This is a genomic window from Eudoraea adriatica DSM 19308 (genome assembly GCF_000382125.1).
In the GTDB taxonomy this organism is placed as follows: Bacteria; Bacteroidota; Bacteroidia; order Flavobacteriales; family Flavobacteriaceae; genus Eudoraea; species Eudoraea adriatica.
This window is the reverse complement of the sequence record NZ_KB907547.1, coordinates 157648-177824: the sequence shown is the minus strand read 5'-3', so window position 1 is coordinate 177824 and position 20177 is coordinate 157648. Positions and strand designations below refer to the sequence as shown.

The window sequence follows — 20177 nt, the reverse complement described above, 5'->3', positions numbered from 1 at the left end:
ATTTACCAGGAACTAAAATTAAGCATTTTCTATTATAAGTGCAGCAGCTTTCTCACTTGCGCCTTTGCCGCCCAGCTTTTTTTCCAACTCTTTATAAGCTTTTATTTGTGCTGCACGTGCAGGGCCAACCAGTATTTTGGTTAACTCCACCTCCAGGTTTTTTGTGCTCAAATCGGCCTGAATAAGTTCTTTTACTACTTCTTTGCCCATAATCAAATTGACCAATGAAATATAATCCAACGTAATTATCCGTTTCGCAATCTGATAGGAAATCCAGCTGCCTTTGTAGCAGACAACCTGAGGCACTTTAAATAAAGCTGTTTCCAGAGTGGCAGTACCACTAGTCACCAAAGCTGCGTGTGAATGGCTCAGCAATTCATAAGACCTGTCAAAAACAAGGCTTACATCATAATTTTTTAAGAATTCGGAATAGAAATCAATGTCCAGACTGGGAGCCCCGGCTATTACAAACTGGTATTCTGAAAATGACGGGCTAATCTTTAACATCAGGCCAAGCATTTGCCGAACCTCCTGTTTTCTGCTACCCGGAAGAAGTGCAATAATTGGTTTATCAGGATCCAGATTGTGTTCGGTTCTAAAATCCTTTGCGTTGCCAATTTCAATTTGTGCTATCGCATCAATTAATGGATGCCCCACAAAATTTACAGGATAGTTGTGTTTTTTTTCATAGAATTCCTTTTCAAATGGCAGGATGACATACATGGCATCAATATCTCTCTTGATATTTTTGATCCTGCCTTCTCTTGAAGCCCAAATCTGGGGTGAAATATAATAATTAGTGTGGTATTTGTTTTCCCTGGCCCAGCGGGCAATTCTCAAGTTAAAACCAGAAAAATCTATAAATACAATAACATCCGGATTATAAGATTTAATGTCTTCCTTGCAGAATTTTATACTTTTAAAGATGGTGTTAAGATTAGTAATAACCTCTGCAAAACCCATAAAAGCCATTTCCTTATAATGCCTTACAAGTGTGCCGCCGGCTTTTTGCATTCGATCACCTCCCCAACAGCGGATTTGGGCATTGGTGTCTTTAGCAAGAATTGCTTTAATAAGATTTGATCCATGCAAATCCCCGGAGGCTTCACCGGCGATGATATAATACTTCATTTTAGAAAATCTTATAATAGAGAATAACCAAAGCAGTGAGTAAAGTGGCTATTAATACCCCCTTTGCTCTTTGATCCCTTCTTATTTTTAGAAAGCCAAAAAAGGCGATCAGATTTAAAATTGCGCCAAGAGCCAGTAAACTTCCAATATGTCCCTGTTGAACGGCCGCCCTGAATGTTTCCATAATTCCAAAATCGGAAAATAACAGTATGTACAAAAGTGTGCCGGTTACATTGGCAATAATTCCTACTGTGAAACCAATTAATATTTCCTTTTTATTATTCATTAAAAGACCAGTTGTTTATATCCTGTATAGCGTGATGCGCGGTTAAATCAAATTGTGTGGGAACTATCGAAATATAGCCATTACTCAAGGCCCATTCATCCGTGTCCTCTCCTTTATCCAAAAGTTCAAATTCACCTGTGAGCCAATAGTAGTCCTTACCCATTGGGTTGGTTCGTTTATCAAATTTCTCCTTCCAATTGGCTCTTGCCTGGCGGCACACTTTAATGCCTTTTACACCTTCGCCTTTTGTTTTCGGAATATTTACATTGAGAACAACACCTTTAGGAATACCATTACTCAGTGCTTCTTCAACAATTTTTTTCACTTCTGTTTCAGTGCTTTTAAAATTAGCTTCCCAGGAATAATCACATAATGAAAAGCCAATGGCAGGTATGCCTTCAATTCCTGCTTCGATAGCTGCACTCATTGTTCCTGAATAGATAACATTTATAGAAGAATTGGAACCGTGATTTATTCCACTTACACACAGATCAGGTTTTCTGCCAAGTATCTCCTGAAGTGCTAATTTTACGCAATCGGCAGGAGTTCCACTGCAGCTGTACTCCTCATGGCCACCATTTTCAAGATCTATGGTAACTTTCTTGGAGTAAAGTGCATTATCCAGTGTTATTGCATGCCCCATTCCCGATTGCGGGCTGTCTGGTGCCACAACAACAACTTCGCCAATTTCCTTCATGTAACGAACCAAAGCTCTTAAACCAGGAGCCGTTATTCCATCGTCATTGGTTACCAGAATAAGGGGTTTTTGCATACTGTATACTTTCTCCGGTAAAAATACGTTTTTAATATGTTATTATGGCGCGCTTATAGAGGGCCTGTTCAAAAACATGGGTTATGGTAGGTTCTTGAATATGTTTCCTCATTACTTAAAAATCCGGTATAACGGATTAATTATTTACCTTATTGGAGACAAACCCTCATGGTGTTTAACAAAAAATTAATGCTACACGCTTTAAAGTGGCATGGTTTTTTCAGTATCTTAGGGAATTCGTTGGCTTTGCCATGTTTTTGTTTATAATTTTAGTTTGTTAGTAAGTGGGTCAATAGTAACCACACCTAAAAAAAAATACATGAAAAGAAATCTCATACTTGGATTTTTGGTGCTACTTATTGCAATTGCATCATGCAGTTTTACCAATAAGTCATTTGAAAATGATGATAAGGATAAATTACTCTTAGATCTTATTACTTATATTTTAGAACGCGGACACTATGAGCCCAAGGAAATTGATGACGATTTCTCGGTTAGTGTCTTTGAAGATTTTATCGATGTTATAGACCCTACAAAAAGGTATTTTCTCGAGGAGGATATTTTGGAGTTTGAGAAATACAAATTTCAAATAGACGATCAGATAAGAAATACAGATATATCCTTTTTCAATATTGTTTATGCAAGATTCATGAAGCGAATGGAAAATGCCAAATCGCTTTATGCGGAGGTTTTAAGTGATCCTTTCGATTATTCAATCGAAGAATCCATTAACATAGATTATAAAGACCAGTCATTTGCGGCATCCAGAAATGAACTTAAAGAACGCTGGAGAAAACAACTTAAATATGCCACCATCGGAACTTTTGATTCTAAATTTAAGGTCCAGGAACAAAAAAAGAAAGACGATCCCAATACGGAAAGCATGTCGCTGGAGCAAATGGAATCAGAGGCCAGAGAATCTACTAAAAAGACGCTGGATGAATATTTCGACTTTGTAGATGATCTTAAAAGGGAAGACTGGTTCGTATATTATATCAATACAATTGTAGATGAATTTGATCCTCATACCTATTACTTTGCTCCAGAGGATAAAGATAAATTTGATATTAGTATGTCCGGTAAATTTGAAGGCATTGGCGCAAGATTGCAGAAAAAACCGGAGGGAGCTAAGATTGTTGAGATAATTTCGGGCGGCCCCGTTTGGAGAAACCAGCAATTGGAAGTAGGTGATGAAATATTAAAAGTTGGGCAGGATGGAGAATTACCGGTAAATATTGTCGGGATGCGTTTGGATGATGCTATCAAACTAATTAAAGGCCCTAAGGGCACAGTAGTTGATTTAACCGTTAGAAAAGTAGATGGCTCCATAGAAGAAATTTCTATCATAAGAGATGTAGTTGAACTTGAAGAGAGTTATGCCAAATCAGCAACGGTTATTAAGGAGAATGAAAAATACGGTATTATTAACCTTCCAAAATTCTATGTGGATTTTAATGATTATGCCGAGAGAAATGCAGCAACGGATGTGGCCAAGGAGGTTGAGCGTTTAAAGAAAGAAGGCGCAGAAGGCCTTGTAATTGACCTTAGGGACAATGGGGGAGGTTCTCTTAAAACAGTTGTGGAAATGGCCGGTCTTTTTATAAAAGATGGTCCTGTGGTTCAGGTAAGGTCTTCCGGAAAAGAAAAGGACGTATATGAAGATAAGGATGAAAGGATTCAATGGGATGGTCCACTGGTTATTTTGGTGAATGAACTTTCTGCCTCTGCTTCTGAAATATTGGCAGCTGCCATGCAAGACTATAAGAGAGCTGTAGTAATTGGCAGTAAACAAACTTTTGGCAAGGGAACAGTGCAAAATGTGATCCCCCTGGAAAATATTGTTAGGAGCAATGAGCATGGTGATCTTGGAGCAATAAAACTAACAACTCAAAAGTTTTACAGGATAAATGGTGGATCAACACAGTTAGAAGGAGTTAAAAGTGATGTTGTTGTTCCGGACAGATATAGTTATATTGATTTAGGGGAAAGGGATCAGCGAAATCCGTTGACGTGGGATAAAATATCACCGGCAGATTATGAGCCCTGGGAAGGTTATATAGATTATGAAGCTACAATTGAGAATAGTGCCAAGCGCATGGCGCAAAATCCGCAGATTGCCTTAATTGAAGAAAACGCCAAATGGCTTAAGGAGCAGCAGGATGAAAATATAGTTTCACTCAATTATGATATCTACAAGAGCGAAGAGAAAAAGGATAAAGAAAAATCTACATATTTTAAGACCATATCGGATTACGATTCGCATTTAACATTTGAATCTCTCAAATACGAAGAAGAACTTTTTACAAAAGACCCAGTATTAAGAGAAAAACGCGACCGTTGGCATAATAATCTTGCAAAAGATGTCTATGTGGAAGAGGCAATAAATGTGCTTCAGGATTTGAAATTAAACAATATCAAAAACGGTAAATTAGCCAGCGTTAAAGGCTAAGAAGTACATGTTACTTTAAAAAAAAGAGCTCCGGTTTTTTGCCGGAGCTCTTTTTTATTTTCATTCTCCAGGGCCATTAACAGCGATAAAATATTTGAATATACCTGGATAAAAGCATTCAAGTTAATTGAGATTTTTTTTATTAAAATATCTTGCCGTATTATCAGAAACACCTGGCATAAACATTTTAGCCATAGTTAATCCAATCCTCGTCTTACTAACTTGTGCTTTTTAGTTTATCTGCATGTATTTGTCTTAGTTTAGCCAACTTTGGAGTAATTACAAAATTGCAATACCCCTGACTTTGATTATTGTTGTAATAATTCTGATGATAGTCCTCTGCCTCATAAAATATTTTTAACGGACTCAATTCTGTAACTACCGGATTTTCGTAATAGGAAGACATTTCAGCTATAACTTCTTCCGCTATTTCTTTTTGATTTTGATTATGGTAAAAAATGACAGAACGGTATTGTGTTCCAACATCTGCCCCCTGTCTGTTTAGTGTTGTAGGGTCATGGGTAGTCATAAAAACAAGTAATAGATCGCGAAAAGAAATAATGTCGGGATCAAAGCTTATCTGTATTACCTCGGCATGTCCGGTACGTCCGGAGCATATTTCTCTGTACGTTGGTTTACCCGGAGCATTGCCCCCTGAATATCCGGAGACCACTTTATCTACTCCTTTAATCTCTGATAAAACAGCTTCAGTACACCAAAAACATCCTCCACCCACGGTTGCTATTTCCAATTTTTTACTTTCCATCAACAACCTCCTTTTCAATTACCATGGACTCCGAGTTGATACAATAGCGAAGACCACTGGGTTCCGGGCCATCAGGGAATACATGTCCTAAATGCGCATCGCAAGTATTGCACAATACTTCTACCCTTATCATTCCAAAGGTGACATCTTTTTCATATTTAATAGCATTCTCTGCTATGGGCTGAGTGAAACTTGGCCATCCTGTGCCTGATTCAAATTTTATAGTAGAATCAAACAAGGGAGTGTTGCAACATACACAGGAATATTTACCTGCATCATGGATGCTGCATAATGCCCCTGAATGAGGCGCTTCAGTTCCTTTTTTCCGGGTAATACGAAATTGGTCTGGCGTAAGTATTTCGCGCCATTCATTTTCTGTTTTTTCAACACGCCTGTCTGGTTCGGGATTTCCGTTTACCGTAAAGTTTATTATGTTTTTCCAGGTCAACATAGAATTATTATTATAGTGAATACTAAAATTTAAAAGTTTTACCAATGGGTAAAATAAGTAATTTAAGTCGGATTTAATACCTCTGACTTACAATCTGTTCAATTAAAAATTCAATGGAATTAAACCAAATATAAATCATGTTGCATGGAAGATCACAGAGGGCTAACAAACCATATATATTTCTTTGTTAATTCCTTGTATTCCATGTCCCAGGATGTTTGAGAAATTTAATATTCCCTGCCTGTATTCCCCCCCACCTGCGACAGAAGATATTGAATCTCCAATGGAACAGAGCATAAATTTAGAATATTGGAGTTTCTAGCCCCACTCATTTAATCGGTTTGCATCCAGTTTCAGAAATATAAACAGTAGAATTGTAAAACCTAATAGGCCAGATCCTCCGTAACTAAAGAATGGTAAAGGAATCCCAATGGTTGGCAGCACACCAATGACCATTCCGATATTGATAAAGTAATGAATTAACAAAATTGATATTGCTCCGTAGCCATACATTCGACTGAAATCGTTTTTTTGCCTTTCGGCCAGGTAAACAAGCCGTAGAAGTAGTAGTGTAAAAAGTATGACAACGATAGTTGTGCCCAAAAATCCCCACTCTTCACCCACCGTACTAAAAATATAATCTGTATGTTGTTCAGGAACAAAATCCCCTTTTGTTCTGGTACCTTCCAGGAATCCCTTTCCAAAGAACCCACCAGATTCAATAGCCTTTTCAGATTGATATGTATTATAGCCTATAGTTTTGCGAATTTGTTCGAGTTTGGCAGGATCTTTTTCCAAACGAAGCCAGAGGCTGAATCTGTCTCTGTGGCGTTGTTCAAAGACATTGTTGAATACAAAATTTACGGAAAGCGAAAAAGCGATAGTAATAATAAAAACACTTATTAAAGGGAAGATCGGAATTTTAAAAGAGGCTCTTTTAAGTAAGAGAAAAAGAGCAATTATCAAAGCTAAGCCAATTCCCACCCAGGTAGTTCCGAACATCAGAGTGGTTATAAAAACAATCACGGCTAAAAAGGCAATACCCAGGTAAAACAGGGGTAATCCCTCTCTGAAAAGAACGAAGACCAGCGCAAAAAACACCAGCGCACTGCCCGGATCTGGTTGCGGAATGATTAAAATGGCCGGTATCAGGATAATTAAAAAAGAATAAAATTGATCCTTCCGGTTTTTAATATCTGTCTGAATGTCACTTAAATACTTTGCCAAAGCCAAAACGGTGGCAACCTTGGCAAGCTCGGAAGGTTGAAAATTAAAAAACCCAAGGTCGTACCATGAGGTCGCTCCGGCAATAGTCTTGCCAAAGACAAATAGCCCAAGAAGAAGAACCATAGAAATAATGTACAGAACGCTGGAAAAACGTTCATAAAAACTAGCCTCCAGTGCAAGTAATGCCAGGATACTAATTAGGCTTAAACCTATAAATAACAATTGTTTTCCGTATAGTTCGCCAAAATCGAAAATAGAAGCGCCGCCTTCAGTAAATGTGCTGGAGTAAATATTTAGCCAACCTATCGCCACCAGCAAAAGGTAAAACAGTACGGTAAGCCAATCAATTCGCTTATATGCCTTTCTACCAAACATACTCATTTATCTTGAATTCTTCTCCGCTGTATGGTTTGGCATATTCATGTTCAAGAGTTTTTTCGAGCATTCTTTTTTCAAGATCCTTTCTGGTAATATTTCCTTTTAAGTACTTTTCTATTAACAAAGATGCTATATGACCTGCGTATCTGGATCCATAATAGCCATTTTCAATATAAACTGCCAAAGCAATTTTAGGATTGTTTACAGGTGCAAAAGCAACAAATACGGAATGGTCTGTAAGCTGTGTGCGTACACTATCAATTATAGTATAATTCTCTACAGTACCTGTTTTGCCTGCAATTTCTATTCCGGGTATTTGTACCCATCTGGCTGTACCTTTTTTATAAACATCGGCCATGCCTTTTATTACAGGTTCAAAATGCTCTTTGTCTATGGTAGTATACTTTGGTTGAACGTATTCTGGCATACTAATATCCTCGCCTTCAACTTTTTTCAGAATATGGGGCGTGTAATAATAACCCCGGTTTGCAATAGCAGCAGTCATGTTGGCTAATTGAACGGGGGTTGCTGCAATTTCGCCCTGCCCGATGGAATTGGAAATAATATATGATGAAGCCCAGCGACCATCTCCATACCATTTGTCATAGTAGGCTTTACCCGGGATCCTTCCCGGTCTTCCGGTTGGAAGATCATATCCCAGAAAATTTCCAAGACCAAAGCTATTCATATGTTTTTGCCAAACATCCTGACCTTCATCTGTCGTTGGAAATTTTTCATAAAATTTTCGAAATGTTCCTGCAAAGTATGCATTGCAGGAATTATATATACCACTATTTAAATTTCTTATTCCACCTCCGCAATGACATCCCCTTTTTGTCCTGCCTACATAAAATCCATTATAGCATTGAAAAGTTGTGCCGGGCTTTATTGCCCCTTCCTGCAAAGCTACGAGGGCATTTAGCGTTTTAAACGGTGATCCCGGTGAACCTTCAGCAGAAATAGATCTGTCGAACAGAGGTTTGGATATAGTATCATAATGTAGTTTGCTGTAATTTTTTGAACGCTCCCTGCCTACAAGCAGTGCTGGATCATAGGTTGGTCCGGAGATCATCGCTAATATTTCCCCGGAGGATGGTTCCAGGGCAACTATTCCGCCCCATTTACCATTCATTAGCAATTCTCCATATTCCTGGAGTTCCTTATCTATGGTAAGGCTAATTTCCTTCCCCTGCTCCGGAAGAGTGTCCAGTATACCGCCTTTATACGGGCCAATATCTCGATTGAATCTGTCTTTCTGAATATATTGAACCCCTTTTCTGCCTCTAAGGATTTCCTCATATTGCTGTTCAACACCTTTGCCTCCGGTTAATTCTCCCTGCACGTAATAAGGGTTTCTTTCCAGGTCTCTTTCATTTACCTCCCTGATATATCCCAGCACGTTTGCAGCTGCTTTGGTGTCGTAATATCTTAAAGATCTTTTCTGAATATAAAACCCCTCATATTTCCTCATTTTCTCCTGAAGCCTTGCGTAGTCTTCCTTGGAAAGTTGCGGCACCAGTACCGAGGGCAGACGTGGAGAATAAATTCTGGCTTTACGGAGTTTTTGTACAAATTTATCTTTATCTATTCCTAAAAGGCTGCAAAACTCCAGGGTGTCCAGAGGTTTTACTTCCCGTGGAATGACCATCACATCGTAGGCGGGGTCATTTCCTACTAAAAGTTTTCCGTTTCTATCATAGATGTAACCTCGTTCCGGATAATCGTATATAGCCTTAATGGCCGGGTCGTCCAATACCTGATCCGGTGAAAAGCTAAATATTTGCAAATAGGATAGCCTGCCTATAAAGGTTATCCCGATGAGGATGATTATGGAAGATAATAATATTTTCTTCATTGAAATTTAGCTTTCAATACTTTGTTGTATTACCAATTTATTCTTTCTCAGCACTGAAAAGTGAACCAAAAAGTAAACACAATATGAGCGTGGCAATTCCTGTAAAAATTACTTTCTTCAAAATTAGCAGCAAATTTGATAAACTAAAAATTTCCAGAGTAAAGAATATCATATGATGTGCTACAATTAATAACGTCAAAAAGGCAATTTGTTGTACTCTGGTAGTATTAGATAATTTGAAACTTTGAAATTCGTAATTAACACCAAAAACAAAACGCATAATTGTTGGTCTCAGATAAGCTATGGTAACCGTTGATGCCGCGTGCAAGGCCATGGTGTCTGAAAAAAAATCAATAGACAAACCAAGTAAAAAACCTATGAATATAAAGACTATCCTATTTTCCTTTATTGGATACCAATAGAGGAAAAGAATATATACCATTGGATTTATAAAGCCAAAAAAATTCAACCTGTTAAATACCAATACCTGAACAAGTACAAGTAAAATGAATCTAATAATATTTATATAGTAATAACTACTGGTCATTGGCTATTTTAGTTTCGAGCTCCAGGATCTCAGGTCTGTTTTTGTTGTATATGATATAGATATTTTTCACATTAGACATATCGTTAAAAAGTTCTACATCGATACTATAAAAACTCTTGGATTCGTTCAGGTCAAATTTTTTAATAGTCCCGATTGGAATGTTCTCGGGGAAAATACTCGACATGGCACCTGTAACTATGGTATCTCCAATTAAAAGAGGCACCAACCTGGGAATATCCTCCAGTTTTACCTGGTTATAACTCCGTCCGTCCCAAATCAAAGACCCAAAATAATTAGTATTCTTAATTTTGGCATTTATATTTGATTTAGTGTTCAAAATACTTTGAACGGAAGCATAATTTTTTGTTGTATGTTCAATAATGCCGAGAATTCCCTCAGCCGTAATTACGCCCATATCCTGTTTAATGCCATGGTTTGTTCCCCTGTTTATTGTTATATAATTATTAGGGCTGGCATAACTGTTCTTTATAATTCTTCCGGATATTGTGGTAAAATTAAACTTCGTAGTATCTAATTCGACTGTATCTCCACTATTTGAATTAAAAAGTAAACTTCTTAATTTAATGTTTTCTTCGACCAGTTTTTTGTTTTCTTCATTCAGGTTAAAATAACGCGTAATACCATCCGCAGCATTGTATATTGAACCAGATATTCGGTTCGAAGAATTAAAGAATTTTGATCGATGATAGGAATGTGAATCAACTGTAAAGGCCAGGGAAATTAACAGCAATAAAAGGTAAAGCAGCGAGGTTTTATACCTGATGATAAAATTGATTATCTGCTGCATTCACTTGTTATGTTAAGCGTTTAAAATGAGATGCCAAGTCATAACTCAAATCCCTGAGGAATTCAGGTTATTTAATAAGAATACTTTTGTAGCGTTCCAGATTTTTAAGGGCAATACCTGTTCCTCTAACTACCGCTCTCAATGGATCTTCAGCAATATAGACCGGCAAATCTGTCTTTTGTGATAACCTTCTGTCCAGTCCGCGAAGCATTGATCCACCCCCGGCCAGGTAAATACCCGTATTATAAATATCAGCCGCTAATTCCGGAGGAGTTTGCGACAAAGTCTCCATTACGGCATCTTCTACCCTCAAAATAGACTTGTCCAAAGCTTTGGCAATTTCTCTAAAGGAAATTGAAACCTGTTTTGGTTTTCCTGTAAGCAAATCCCGACCTTGCACAGACATATCATCTGGTGGAGATTGAAGGTCCTCGGTCGCAGACCCTATTGTTATTTTAATGTTCTCTGCGGTGCTTTCCCCAACGTAGAGGTTATGTTGTGTACGCATGTAGTATATGATGTCGTTGGTAAATACATCACCGGCTATTTTAACCGATTTATCACAAACAATACCTCCTAAAGCAATTACTGCTATTTCGGTTGTTCCACCACCTATATCTACAATCATATTACCCTTGGGTTGCATAATATCCAGGCCAATTCCAATTGCTGCGGCCATGGGTTCATGTATAAGATAAACTTCTTTACCATTTACCCGTTCTGCAGATTCTTTTACCGCACGCATTTCAACCTCTGTAATACCCGAAGGAATGCATATTACCATGCGCAAAGCAGGTGGAAACCATTTTTTCTTCAATGCGGGAATGTTCTTAATGAACATATTGATCATTTTTTCCGAAGCATCAAAATCTGCGATTACGCCATCCTTGAGAGGCCGGATGGTTTTGATGTTTTCATGGGTTTTTCCCTGCATCATATTAGCTTCCTTTCCCACAGCAATTATTTTGCCGGTTATTCTGTCTCTTGCAACAATAGACGGACTGTCCACAACCACCTTGTCTGCATGGATAATAAGGGTATTTGCAGTGCCGAGGTCTATAGCTATTTCTTCAGTTAAGAAATCAAAAAATCCCATTTGCGTTAGTTTGGTTTCGGTTTAAAGGGTGAATTTCATCGACAAAAGTAGTAAAATTAATGCTTAAAATGACGAGTCCCTGTCATTACCATTGACATTCCATTTTCGTTACAATAATCGATACTCAATTGATCCTTGATTGAGCCTCCTGGTTGTATAACGCTCTTTATCCCATTATTGTATGAAATCTCTACACAATCGGGAAATGGAAAAAATGCATCACTTGCCATTACAGCCCCTTCCAAATCAAAATTAAAGGATTTTGCTTTATGGATAGCCTGGTTTAAGGCATCTACCCTTGATGTCTGGCCCGTGCCACTGGCACACAACTGTTTGTTTTTAGCCAAAACTATCGTATTTGATTTTGTGTGCTTACAAAGTTTAGATGCAAAGATAAGGTCATCTAATTCCTCCCGGCTGGGAGTCCTGGTTGTTACATATTTTAAATCCTCCAGGGTATCTGTCTTAAAATCTTTGTCCTGAAGAAGAAATCCGTTTAAACATGTTCTCACCAGCATATCGGGCAGTGCTGTTTCTTTTTGAATTAATACAATTCTGTTTTTCTTGCCTTTTAAGATGCTTAAGGCCTCGTCATCATAAGCTGGTGCAATGACCACTTCACAGAATAAATTATGTATTTCCTGTGCTGTTGGAACATCAATTTTTACATTACTTATTAAGATGCCTCCAAAAGCAGATACCGGGTCTCCTGCCAGCGCATCAACATAGGCCCGGTGTATAGTGCTTCGTGTAGCTAATCCACATGCGTTGTTGTGTTTAAGAATGGCAAAAGTAGGGTCGTCATTTTTAAATTCATTCATGAGATTTATAGCGGCGTCTACATCCAATAAATTATTGTAGGAGAGTTCCTTGCCATGCAACTTGTTGAACATGGCCTCGAAATCTCCAAAATAGAATCCCTTTTGGTGTGGGTTTTCTCCGTATCGCAGAACCTTCGCCTTGGTTTCACTAATCTTTAAAGCGGGCTTTTTGTATTCCTTATTAAAGTAGTTGAAAATTGCAGTATCATAATGCGAGGAAACATTAAATGCTTTTGTGGCGAAATGCCTTCTGTCTTTCTCCGTGCTCTCCCCGCCCGATGTATTAATTAATTCCAGGAATTCACCGTAATCTTCCATGGAAGAAACACATAATACATCTTTATAATTTTTTGCGGCAGCTCTGATAAGGGATATTCCGCCAATATCAATCTTTTCGATAATTTCCTGTTCAGATGCACCTCCGGATACCGTTTTTTCGAAAGGGTAGAGGTCAACAATTATTACATCTAACTGAGGGATATCAAACTCTTGCAGTTGAGCTACATCCCCTTCGTTATCCTGCCGGTTTAAAATACCGCCAAAAACTTTTGGATGCAGTGTCTTTACTCTTCCACCCAAAATAGAAGGATAACTGGTAACTTCTTCAACAGGGATTACATCAATTCCCAATTCCCTGATAAATTTTTCGGTGCCACCTGTAGAGTAGATTGAAATTCCTAACTCGTCAAATTTCCTTACAATAGGTTCCAGGCCATCTTTGTGAAATACTGAAATTAAGGCCGAGTTAATTTTTTTTGTAGTGCTCATTTTGTAGTGCTTAAATAGAATAGCCAAAGGAAACAAATGTAATTTTTTTGGAGCTATTATTTAGAGAGTGTTATTAACAAAAGAGTTAAAGTTTTAAAGAATTTTCGCTACCTCCTTATTTATAAATTCTAAAAACCTTTCATCTTCCTGTGTAAATGGGTCAGGGGTATTGGAATCGATATCAATTTGACCAATATTCTCGCCATTTACAAAAAGGGGGACAACGATTTCTGCCTTTACGTTTATACTGCAGGCGATATAATTATCCTGTGCTTTAACATCGGGTACAACAAAGTTTTCATTGCTCAGGGCTACCTGACCGCAAATTCCTTTCCCGAAAGGAATAATAGTATGGTCTGTTGGAGCACCTGTATATGGCCCGAGTTTTAACTCTTCTTTGTTGCCATTTTTAAAGTAAAAACCCACCCAGTCGTAATATGGGACAGACTCCTGAAGAAGATCACATATTTGCTGAAGGCGCAGGGATACCTCAGCATTCGAATGTATTATGGAAACAATTTTCGGGTGTAATTCACTCAGCATATCTCTTTTTTTTGTAAAAGTATTCAAATTGGCAATTTTAATTGCGCGGATTAGTATAAATCTTACCTCTGTAAGAGTGCGAATTAGGGAAAATTATTTTTTAAACTTATGTTAATCAATGCAATAAAAGACAAAATTTAGTAGTTTTGTTATTCAGATGAAGGAAACTTTGCGTCAAATAGCATCATTTTGCATGGCTCTCATGGTCTTGTTCTCTACCCTCTCTTTTACGGTAGATATGCATTATTGTGGGGATCAGCTGGTTGATTACAGTTTTTTTGAGGCTGCAGATCGTTGTTCAATGGCAACAAGTCCTTCTGCATCACCGGGAGAGAATTCTATTATGCAAATGGAGATGGACTGCTGCACCGATTTAGAAATAGTAATGGAAGGCCGGGATGATCTGAAAATCTCGATCGATAATTTAACTTTCGAGCAACAGATCTTTGTCTCAACATTCTTTTACACCTATATAAACTTGTTTAAAGGAGTTGATAATAACATAAATTCCTTTAAGGAGTATTCCCCGCCCCCTCTGATCAGGGACATTCAGATTCTGGATCAGACCTTTCTCATTTGATTTTTAAACATTGAAATTAAGGCCCTACAGTTAAGACTGTACACCGGGCTTAATGTGTTGGTATAGATTTTACCAACTCTGGTTTCTAACTGTTTAATAATCAATTCATATGCTAAACAAGAGCATTAAATACCTGATAGATAATAAACTGATAGCTGTTCTGATGCTAGTCCTTTTTGTAGGATGGGGCATTGTGAACGCCCCTTTTAACTGGGAGGTTGGATTTTTACCCAGTAATCCCGTTGCGGTGGATGCTATTCCGGATATAGGTGAGAACCAACAGATCGTTTTTACCAAATGGCCCGGTCGTTCTCCCCAGGATATTGAAAACCAGATCTCCTATCCATTGACAACTTCTCTTTTGGGTATACCGGGAGTAAGAACAATACGAAGCTCCTCTATGTTTGGGTTTTCGAGCATCTACATCATTTTTGAAGAGGATGTGGAGTTCTATTGGAGCCGCAGCAGAATACTTGAAAAATTAAATTCGTTGCCCACTGATTTATTGCCGGATGGGGTAAATCCTGCATTGGGGCCTGATGCAACAGGTTTAGGTCAGATTTTTTGGTACACACTGGAAGGCAGGGATGATGAAGGGAACGTTACAGGTGGCTGGGATCTCCAGGAATTGAGGAGTATTCAGGATTACTACGTAAAATATGCCCTTTCCTCAGCAAGTGGTGTTTCCGAAGTAGCTTCTATAGGTGGTTTTGTGCAGGAATACCAGATTGATGTTAATCCCGAATTGATGAAACAATATGATATTAGCCTTCATCAAGTGGTCAATGCAGTTAAAAAGAGTAATCGTGATATTGGCGCGCAGACCCTGGAAATCAATCAGGCTGAATATTTGGTTAGAGGCCTTGGCTATGTGGAATCATTGGATGATATAAAAAACGCCGTAGTAACTTCGGAAGAATTCACCTCCATTCGCATAAAAGATGTAGCCAATGTATCATTGGGCCCTGCTGTTCGGCGCGGTATTCTCGATAAGGAAGGGGCGGAAGTTGTGGGTGGTGTTGTCGTGGCCAGATATGGAGCAAACCCACTTGAAGTCATCAACAATGTAAAGGAAAAAATCAGGGAGCTGAGTTCAGGACTTCCATCCAAACAGTTAAGTGACGGACGTATTTCCCAATTAACAGTTGTTCCTTTTTATGATCGTACAGAACTCATAGAAGAAACACTGGGAACTTTAAATGAAGCGCTAACCCTGGAAATACTGATTACTATTTTGGTAATTGTAATTATGGTATTCAACTTAAGGGCTTCTATTTTAATATCAGGTTTATTGCCGGTAGCCGTTTTGATGGTTTTTATTGCTATGAAACTTTTTGGAGTGGACGCCAATATAGTAGCGCTTTCCGGGATCGCTATCGCAATCGGAACAATGGTGGACGTGGGTGTTATTCTCTCTGAGAATATCATCCGACATCTGGACGAAGATGGAGAAAAGCTTCCTATAAATACAGTTGTCTATAATGCAACGGCAGAGGTTTCCGGAGCTATAGTTACGGCAGTCATGACCACCATTATCAGTTTTATTCCCGTATTTACAATGATAGGGGCCGAAGGAAAACTGTTCCGTCCTTTGGCATTTACGAAAACATTTGCCTTGACTGCGTCCATAATAATTGCTTTGTTCCTTATACCGCCATTTGCTGCTTTTCTCTTTAGAAAGAGAAGCAATAAAAAAACCTTAAGCTATATAATAAATGGAATTATTGCCTTTCTGGGAATTCTGGCAATAGGTTTTGGGTACTGGACAGGATTGGCTTTAGTTGCATTTGGGATAGCAGGACTTTTAAAGAACCCGGATCTGGGTTCGCGCTTTTTCAAAGGCTTCTCATTAACAGATAAAAGTTCAAATCTCATCAATATTGCGATTTCCGTTTTGGTTATCATTTTTCTTCTTGCGGAATATTGGAGGCCTTTAGGTTGGGATAGGAATATTTTCTGGAATTTACTCTTTGTAGCCCTTATCTGTTTTGGACTTTTGGCAGTTTTCAAAAGCTTTCGTAAATATTACACCAGTATTTTGAATTGGGCTCTTGGCAACAAAGTATTGTTCCTGTCTGTGCCGGCAGTGATGGTATTCTTTGGAGTACTCATCATGCAGAATACGGGCAAGGAGTTTATGCCCGCCCTGAACGAAGGTTCGTTTCTATTGATGCCGACTTCCCTTCCCCATGCCGGAGTGGAAGAAAACAAACGGGTATTGCAACAATTGGATATGGCGGTAGCCAGCATCCCGGAAATCGAAACTGTGGTAGGCAAGGCAGGGCGAACGGAATCAGCACTGGACCCAGCGCCTTTATCAATGTACGAAAATGTGATTCAGTACAAGCGGGAATACATGCTTAACGAAGCTGGTAAACGGCAACGGTTTAAGGTAAATGAAGACGGATTATTTGTATTAAAAGACGGTAATTTCACTTTAAACCCAAATACGGTGCTCAAAGAAAATATGGATACTTCCAAGGAAGCAGAGATCAAAGATTTCTCGGAAATAAGGCATAATGATTTGGTGGCAGATCCCAACGGGGAATATTACCGTAACTGGCGACCAGAAATTAATTCACCCGATGACATTTGGGAGGAAATTATCAGTGTAACACGTTTGCCGGGGGTTACTTCTGCTCCCAAGTTACAACCTATCGAAACCAGGTTGGTCATGCTCCAGACAGGAATGCGTGCGCCTATGGGTATCAAGGTCAAGGGTCAGGATTTAGGGGAAATAGAAGCCTTTGGCATCCAATTGGAAAATATTCTGAAAGATGTGAAAGGAGTTAAGGAAGAAGCCGTATTCGCTGATAGGATTATTGGTAAACCTTATTTGCTAATTGATATTGACAGAGAGGCTCTGGTTAGATACGGCATACAGGTAGAAGACGTTCAACAGGTTTTGGAAGTGGCAGTGGGTGGTATGATACTAACCCAGACAGTTGAGGGCAGGGAACGTTATGGGGTTAGGGTACGCTATCCAAGGGAGCTTAGGGAAAATCCAATGGACATAAAGAATATTTATGTTCCGGTGGCTAAAGGCAGCCCAGTTCCATTGAATGAATTGGTAAACATCCGATACGAAAAGGGGCCTCAGGTTATCAAAAGCGAGGATACTTTTTTGGTGGGATATGTCTTGTTCGATAAGTTAGATGGTTTTGCAGAAGTGAATGTGGTAGAGAATGCCCAGGAACTTATCCGTCAAAAAATTGATAGCGGTGAATTGCTGGTTCCAAAAGGCATCAACTTTAAGTTTACGGGGACCTATGAAAATCAGTTACGGGCCGAAAAAACTTTGTCTGTAGTTGTGCCATTGGCACTGCTTATCATCTTTTTAATACTCTATTTCCAGTTCCGTTCTGTAACAACTTCACTGATGGTTTTCTCCGGAATTGCCGTGGCTTTTGCAGGAGGGTTTTTAATGATATGGTTCTACGGACAGGATTGGTTTCTGAATTTTAATTTCTTTGGGGAAAATTTAAGGGATCTTTTTCAGATGCATACCATTAATCTCAGTGTAGCGGTTTGGGTAGGATTTATCGCCCTTTTTGGAATAGCTACAGATGATGGTGTTGTTATGGCCACTTACCTTACCCAGACTTTCGAGAGGAACAAACCTGACACAATTGAAGCTGTCAGGGCATCGGTTGTGGAAGCAGGAGAAAAACGGATACGTCCTTGTCTGATGACCACGGCAACTACCATTCTGGCCTTATTGCCCATACTGACATCTACTGGTCGGGGAAGCGATATTATGATTCCCATGGCAATACCCTCTTTCGGGGGCATGTTGTTTGCCCTTATTACCCTTTTGGTGGTGCCGGTATTGTATAGTTGGAAAAGCGAATGGCAACTTAAAAGAATTAATGCATGAAAAATACAATGACCATAATTGCCGGATTATTGATGGTTACAGCGGTAAAAGCTCAGACCCTGGAGTCTTATATTCTGGAGGCCGAAAACAACAATCCCGAAGTGCAGGCATTTGAATTGCGATACAATATCGCAAAGGAAAAGGTTGAAGAAGCGGATGCCTTTCCAAGGACTGAATTAAGTGCAGGGGTATTTGTTAGCGAGCCTGAAACAAGAACCGGTGCTCAAAAAGCACGTTTTTCAGTAAAACAAATGCTTCCCTGGTTTGGAACCATTACATTAAGAGACAACTATGCAAGTTCTCTGGCCGAAGTAGATTATTTGGATATTGTTATTACCAAAAGAAAATTACGTCTATCCGTATCACAATCTTATTATGAACTATATGCCATTAACGAAAAGCAAGTAGTGTTGGAGGAAAACATCCAGCTTCTGAAAACCTATGAAAAGCTGGCCTTAACCTCTGTTGAGGTTGGAGGTGCATCAGCAGTTGATGTTCTTCGACTCCAAATAAGACAGAATGAACTGATGGAAGACAAATTAATTCTGGAACAGGAATTTCAGGCAATCCAAACGAAGTTCAATAATCTTTTGAATAGGGATGAATATAGTTCTATCGCCGTAGTGGATGACCTGGCAATATACGAGCCCATTGAAGTAGGACTGAATCAACTGGAACTGCATCCGGAATTAGAAAAATATGACAGACTATATGAATCAGTGGCACATTCAGAAGTTTTGAATCAGAAGGATGGAAACCCCAACATTGGATTTGGACTGGACTATATACCTGTGGCGAAAAGACCGGGTCCGGATTTTAGCGATAATGGGAAAGATATTCTCATGCCTATGGTATCCCTGTCTATTCCCATTTTTAACAACAACTATAAATCGAGAACCGTGCAGAATGAACTTCGACAAGAGGAAATCAATTCTCAAAAGGCCAATCGAAGAAATCTATTGGAATCCATTTTGAGTGATGCACTTAATAAAAGGGAAGCCTCTTATATCAAACACCAAACACAACTAAGGAATTTGGAACAGGCAAAAGATGCAGAGGAAATCCTTATAAAAAACTATGAAACGGGGACTATAGATTTTAACGATGTACTTGATATACAGGAACTGCAATTGCGGTTCCAGTTGAAACTAATCGAGGCAGTAAAAGATAATTATGTTCAAACGGCAATAATCAACTACCTCACTAATCAATAGAAAATACAATTAACTGATTATCAATTTTAAATATAAATCTTAAAATAAGCAAAATGATGAAACGTAATGTAACACTAACGATCATGACAATCTTACTAATTGGTTTGGCTTCATGCGGGGATGCCAGGAAGAAGCAGAATAACGAAATAAGTACACCAGAAGAAATTGAAACTAAAAAGGCTGACACCCCTGAAATAGTTGACGCTTCCTTTTCCGATGAAATGACCGGAAAGGTATTCAATGCTTATCAGCAGATTCGTATTGCTTTGGTTAATTCTGATAACGAAGAAGTGAATCTGGCCGCCGGAAATCTCTACAAAAGTCTGACCGGAGAAGGTGATGCGATGAATTCCATGGTTATGGCCATGGCTGAAACCAATGACATTGAAAAACAAAGGGAGTTGTTTTCCCAAATGACAGCGGAGGTGGAAACATTGTTCAAAGAATCTATTTCTGAAGGTGCGATCTACAAGCAGTTTTGCCCAATGGCTTTTGAAGGAAAAGGCGGGTATTGGATTTCCGACGTTGAGGAAATCAGGAATCCGTATTATGGAGATAAAATGTTGAAATGTGGAAAAGTAACTGAAATAATTAATTAATATAATTTG

17 protein-coding genes are annotated in these 20177 nt (G+C 38.7%); 5 read left to right on the top strand and 12 right to left on the bottom strand.

From position 1 onward, the window contains the following. Window positions 1–18: 18 nt before the first annotated feature. Genes lpxB through surE form a run of 3 tightly spaced genes read right to left on the bottom strand, consistent with a single transcriptional unit; the run spans window position 19 to window position 2189 of the window. Complete coding sequence (gene lpxB / locus G504_RS0104410) at window positions 19–1131, bottom strand: lipid-A-disaccharide synthase (RefSeq protein ID WP_019668931.1); 1113 nt, start codon at window positions 1129–1131, stop codon at window positions 19–21. A gap of 1 nt (window position 1132) precedes the next feature. Beyond that, a complete protein-coding gene (locus tag G504_RS0104405) occupies window positions 1133–1417 on the bottom strand; it encodes a hypothetical protein (RefSeq protein WP_019668930.1) in 285 nt (94 codons plus the stop codon). Beyond that, window positions 1410–2189 carry a 5'/3'-nucleotidase SurE gene (gene surE / locus G504_RS0104400; RefSeq protein WP_019668929.1) on the bottom strand — a complete coding sequence of 260 codons (780 nt, stop codon included), beginning with the start codon at window positions 2187–2189 and terminating at the stop codon, window positions 1410–1412. The genes G504_RS0104405 and surE overlap by 8 nt, the downstream gene beginning before the upstream one ends. Window positions 2190–2508: 319 nt before the next feature. On the opposite strand from surE, the gene G504_RS0104395 reads away from it, so the two are divergent. Then, window positions 2509–4638 carry a carboxy terminal-processing peptidase gene (locus tag G504_RS0104395; RefSeq protein ID WP_026348391.1) on the top strand — a complete coding sequence of 710 codons (2130 nt, stop codon included), beginning with the start codon at window positions 2509–2511 and terminating at the stop codon, window positions 4636–4638. Window positions 4639–4855: 217 nt separating this feature from the next. Here the strand turns inward: G504_RS0104395 and msrA are convergent, their stop codons facing one another. From msrA to G504_RS0104340, 9 genes are all read right to left on the bottom strand, one after another. Then, window positions 4856–5404 carry a peptide-methionine (S)-S-oxide reductase MsrA gene (gene msrA, locus G504_RS0104385; protein ID WP_019668926.1) on the bottom strand — a complete coding sequence of 183 codons (549 nt, stop codon included), beginning with the start codon at window positions 5402–5404 and terminating at the stop codon, window positions 4856–4858. Further along, window positions 5394–5855, bottom strand: coding sequence for a peptide-methionine (R)-S-oxide reductase MsrB (msrB, locus tag G504_RS0104380; RefSeq protein ID WP_019668925.1), 462 nt, complete (start codon window positions 5853–5855; stop codon window positions 5394–5396). The genes msrA and msrB overlap by 11 nt, the downstream gene beginning before the upstream one ends. 318 nt (window positions 5856–6173) lie before the next feature. Beyond that, entirely contained in the window at window positions 6174–7457 is a 1284-nt protein-coding gene (gene rodA / locus G504_RS0104370) for a rod shape-determining protein RodA (protein ID WP_019668923.1), read from the bottom strand. Then, on the bottom strand, window positions 7447–9315 hold the full coding sequence (locus G504_RS0104365) for a peptidoglycan D,D-transpeptidase FtsI family protein (protein ID WP_019668922.1): 1869 nt from the start codon (window positions 9313–9315) through the stop codon (window positions 7447–7449). The genes rodA and G504_RS0104365 overlap by 11 nt, the downstream gene beginning before the upstream one ends. A 37-nt stretch (window positions 9316–9352) precedes the next feature. Further along, window positions 9353–9862, bottom strand: coding sequence for a hypothetical protein (locus tag G504_RS0104360; protein WP_019668921.1), 510 nt, complete (start codon window positions 9860–9862; stop codon window positions 9353–9355). Next, window positions 9852–10670 carry a rod shape-determining protein MreC gene (gene mreC, locus G504_RS0104355; RefSeq protein ID WP_019668920.1) on the bottom strand — a complete coding sequence of 273 codons (819 nt, stop codon included), beginning with the start codon at window positions 10668–10670 and terminating at the stop codon, window positions 9852–9854. Before mreC ends, G504_RS0104360 begins: the two co-directional genes overlap by 11 nt. A 67-nt stretch (window positions 10671–10737) precedes the next feature. Then, window positions 10738–11766: a rod shape-determining protein gene (locus G504_RS0104350; protein ID WP_019668919.1), complete on the bottom strand. Its 1029-nt coding sequence runs from the start codon at window positions 11764–11766 to the stop codon at window positions 10738–10740. A gap of 56 nt (window positions 11767–11822) precedes the next feature. Continuing rightward, a complete protein-coding gene (purH, locus tag G504_RS0104345) occupies window positions 11823–13355 on the bottom strand; it encodes a bifunctional phosphoribosylaminoimidazolecarboxamide formyltransferase/IMP cyclohydrolase (protein ID WP_019668918.1) in 1533 nt (510 codons plus the stop codon). Between the two features lie 93 nt (window positions 13356–13448). Then, window positions 13449–13898 (bottom strand): GAF domain-containing protein, encoded by a 450-nt coding sequence (locus tag G504_RS0104340; protein WP_026348390.1) that lies wholly within the window; start codon window positions 13896–13898, stop codon window positions 13449–13451. Between the two features lie 157 nt (window positions 13899–14055). Here G504_RS0104340 and G504_RS0104335 point away from each other — a divergent pair, with 157 nt between their 5' ends. From G504_RS0104335 to G504_RS19105, 4 genes are all read left to right on the top strand, one after another. Further along, window positions 14056–14478: an HYC_CC_PP family protein gene (locus G504_RS0104335; protein ID WP_240473021.1), complete on the top strand. Its 423-nt coding sequence runs from the start codon at window positions 14056–14058 to the stop codon at window positions 14476–14478. Between the two features lie 109 nt (window positions 14479–14587). Then, window positions 14588–18355, top strand: coding sequence for an efflux RND transporter permease subunit (locus tag G504_RS0104330; RefSeq protein ID WP_019668915.1), 3768 nt, complete (start codon window positions 14588–14590; stop codon window positions 18353–18355). Beyond that, a complete protein-coding gene (locus G504_RS0104325; protein WP_019668914.1) occupies window positions 18352–19569 on the top strand; it encodes a TolC family protein in 1218 nt (405 codons plus the stop codon). The genes G504_RS0104330 and G504_RS0104325 overlap by 4 nt, the downstream gene beginning before the upstream one ends. 53 nt (window positions 19570–19622) lie before the next feature. Continuing rightward, the gene (locus G504_RS19105; protein WP_019668913.1) at window positions 19623–20168 is read left to right on the top strand and encodes a DUF3347 domain-containing protein; all 546 of its coding nucleotides are present in this window, start codon (window positions 19623–19625) and stop codon (window positions 20166–20168) included. The last annotated feature ends 9 nt before the right edge of the window (window positions 20169–20177 follow it).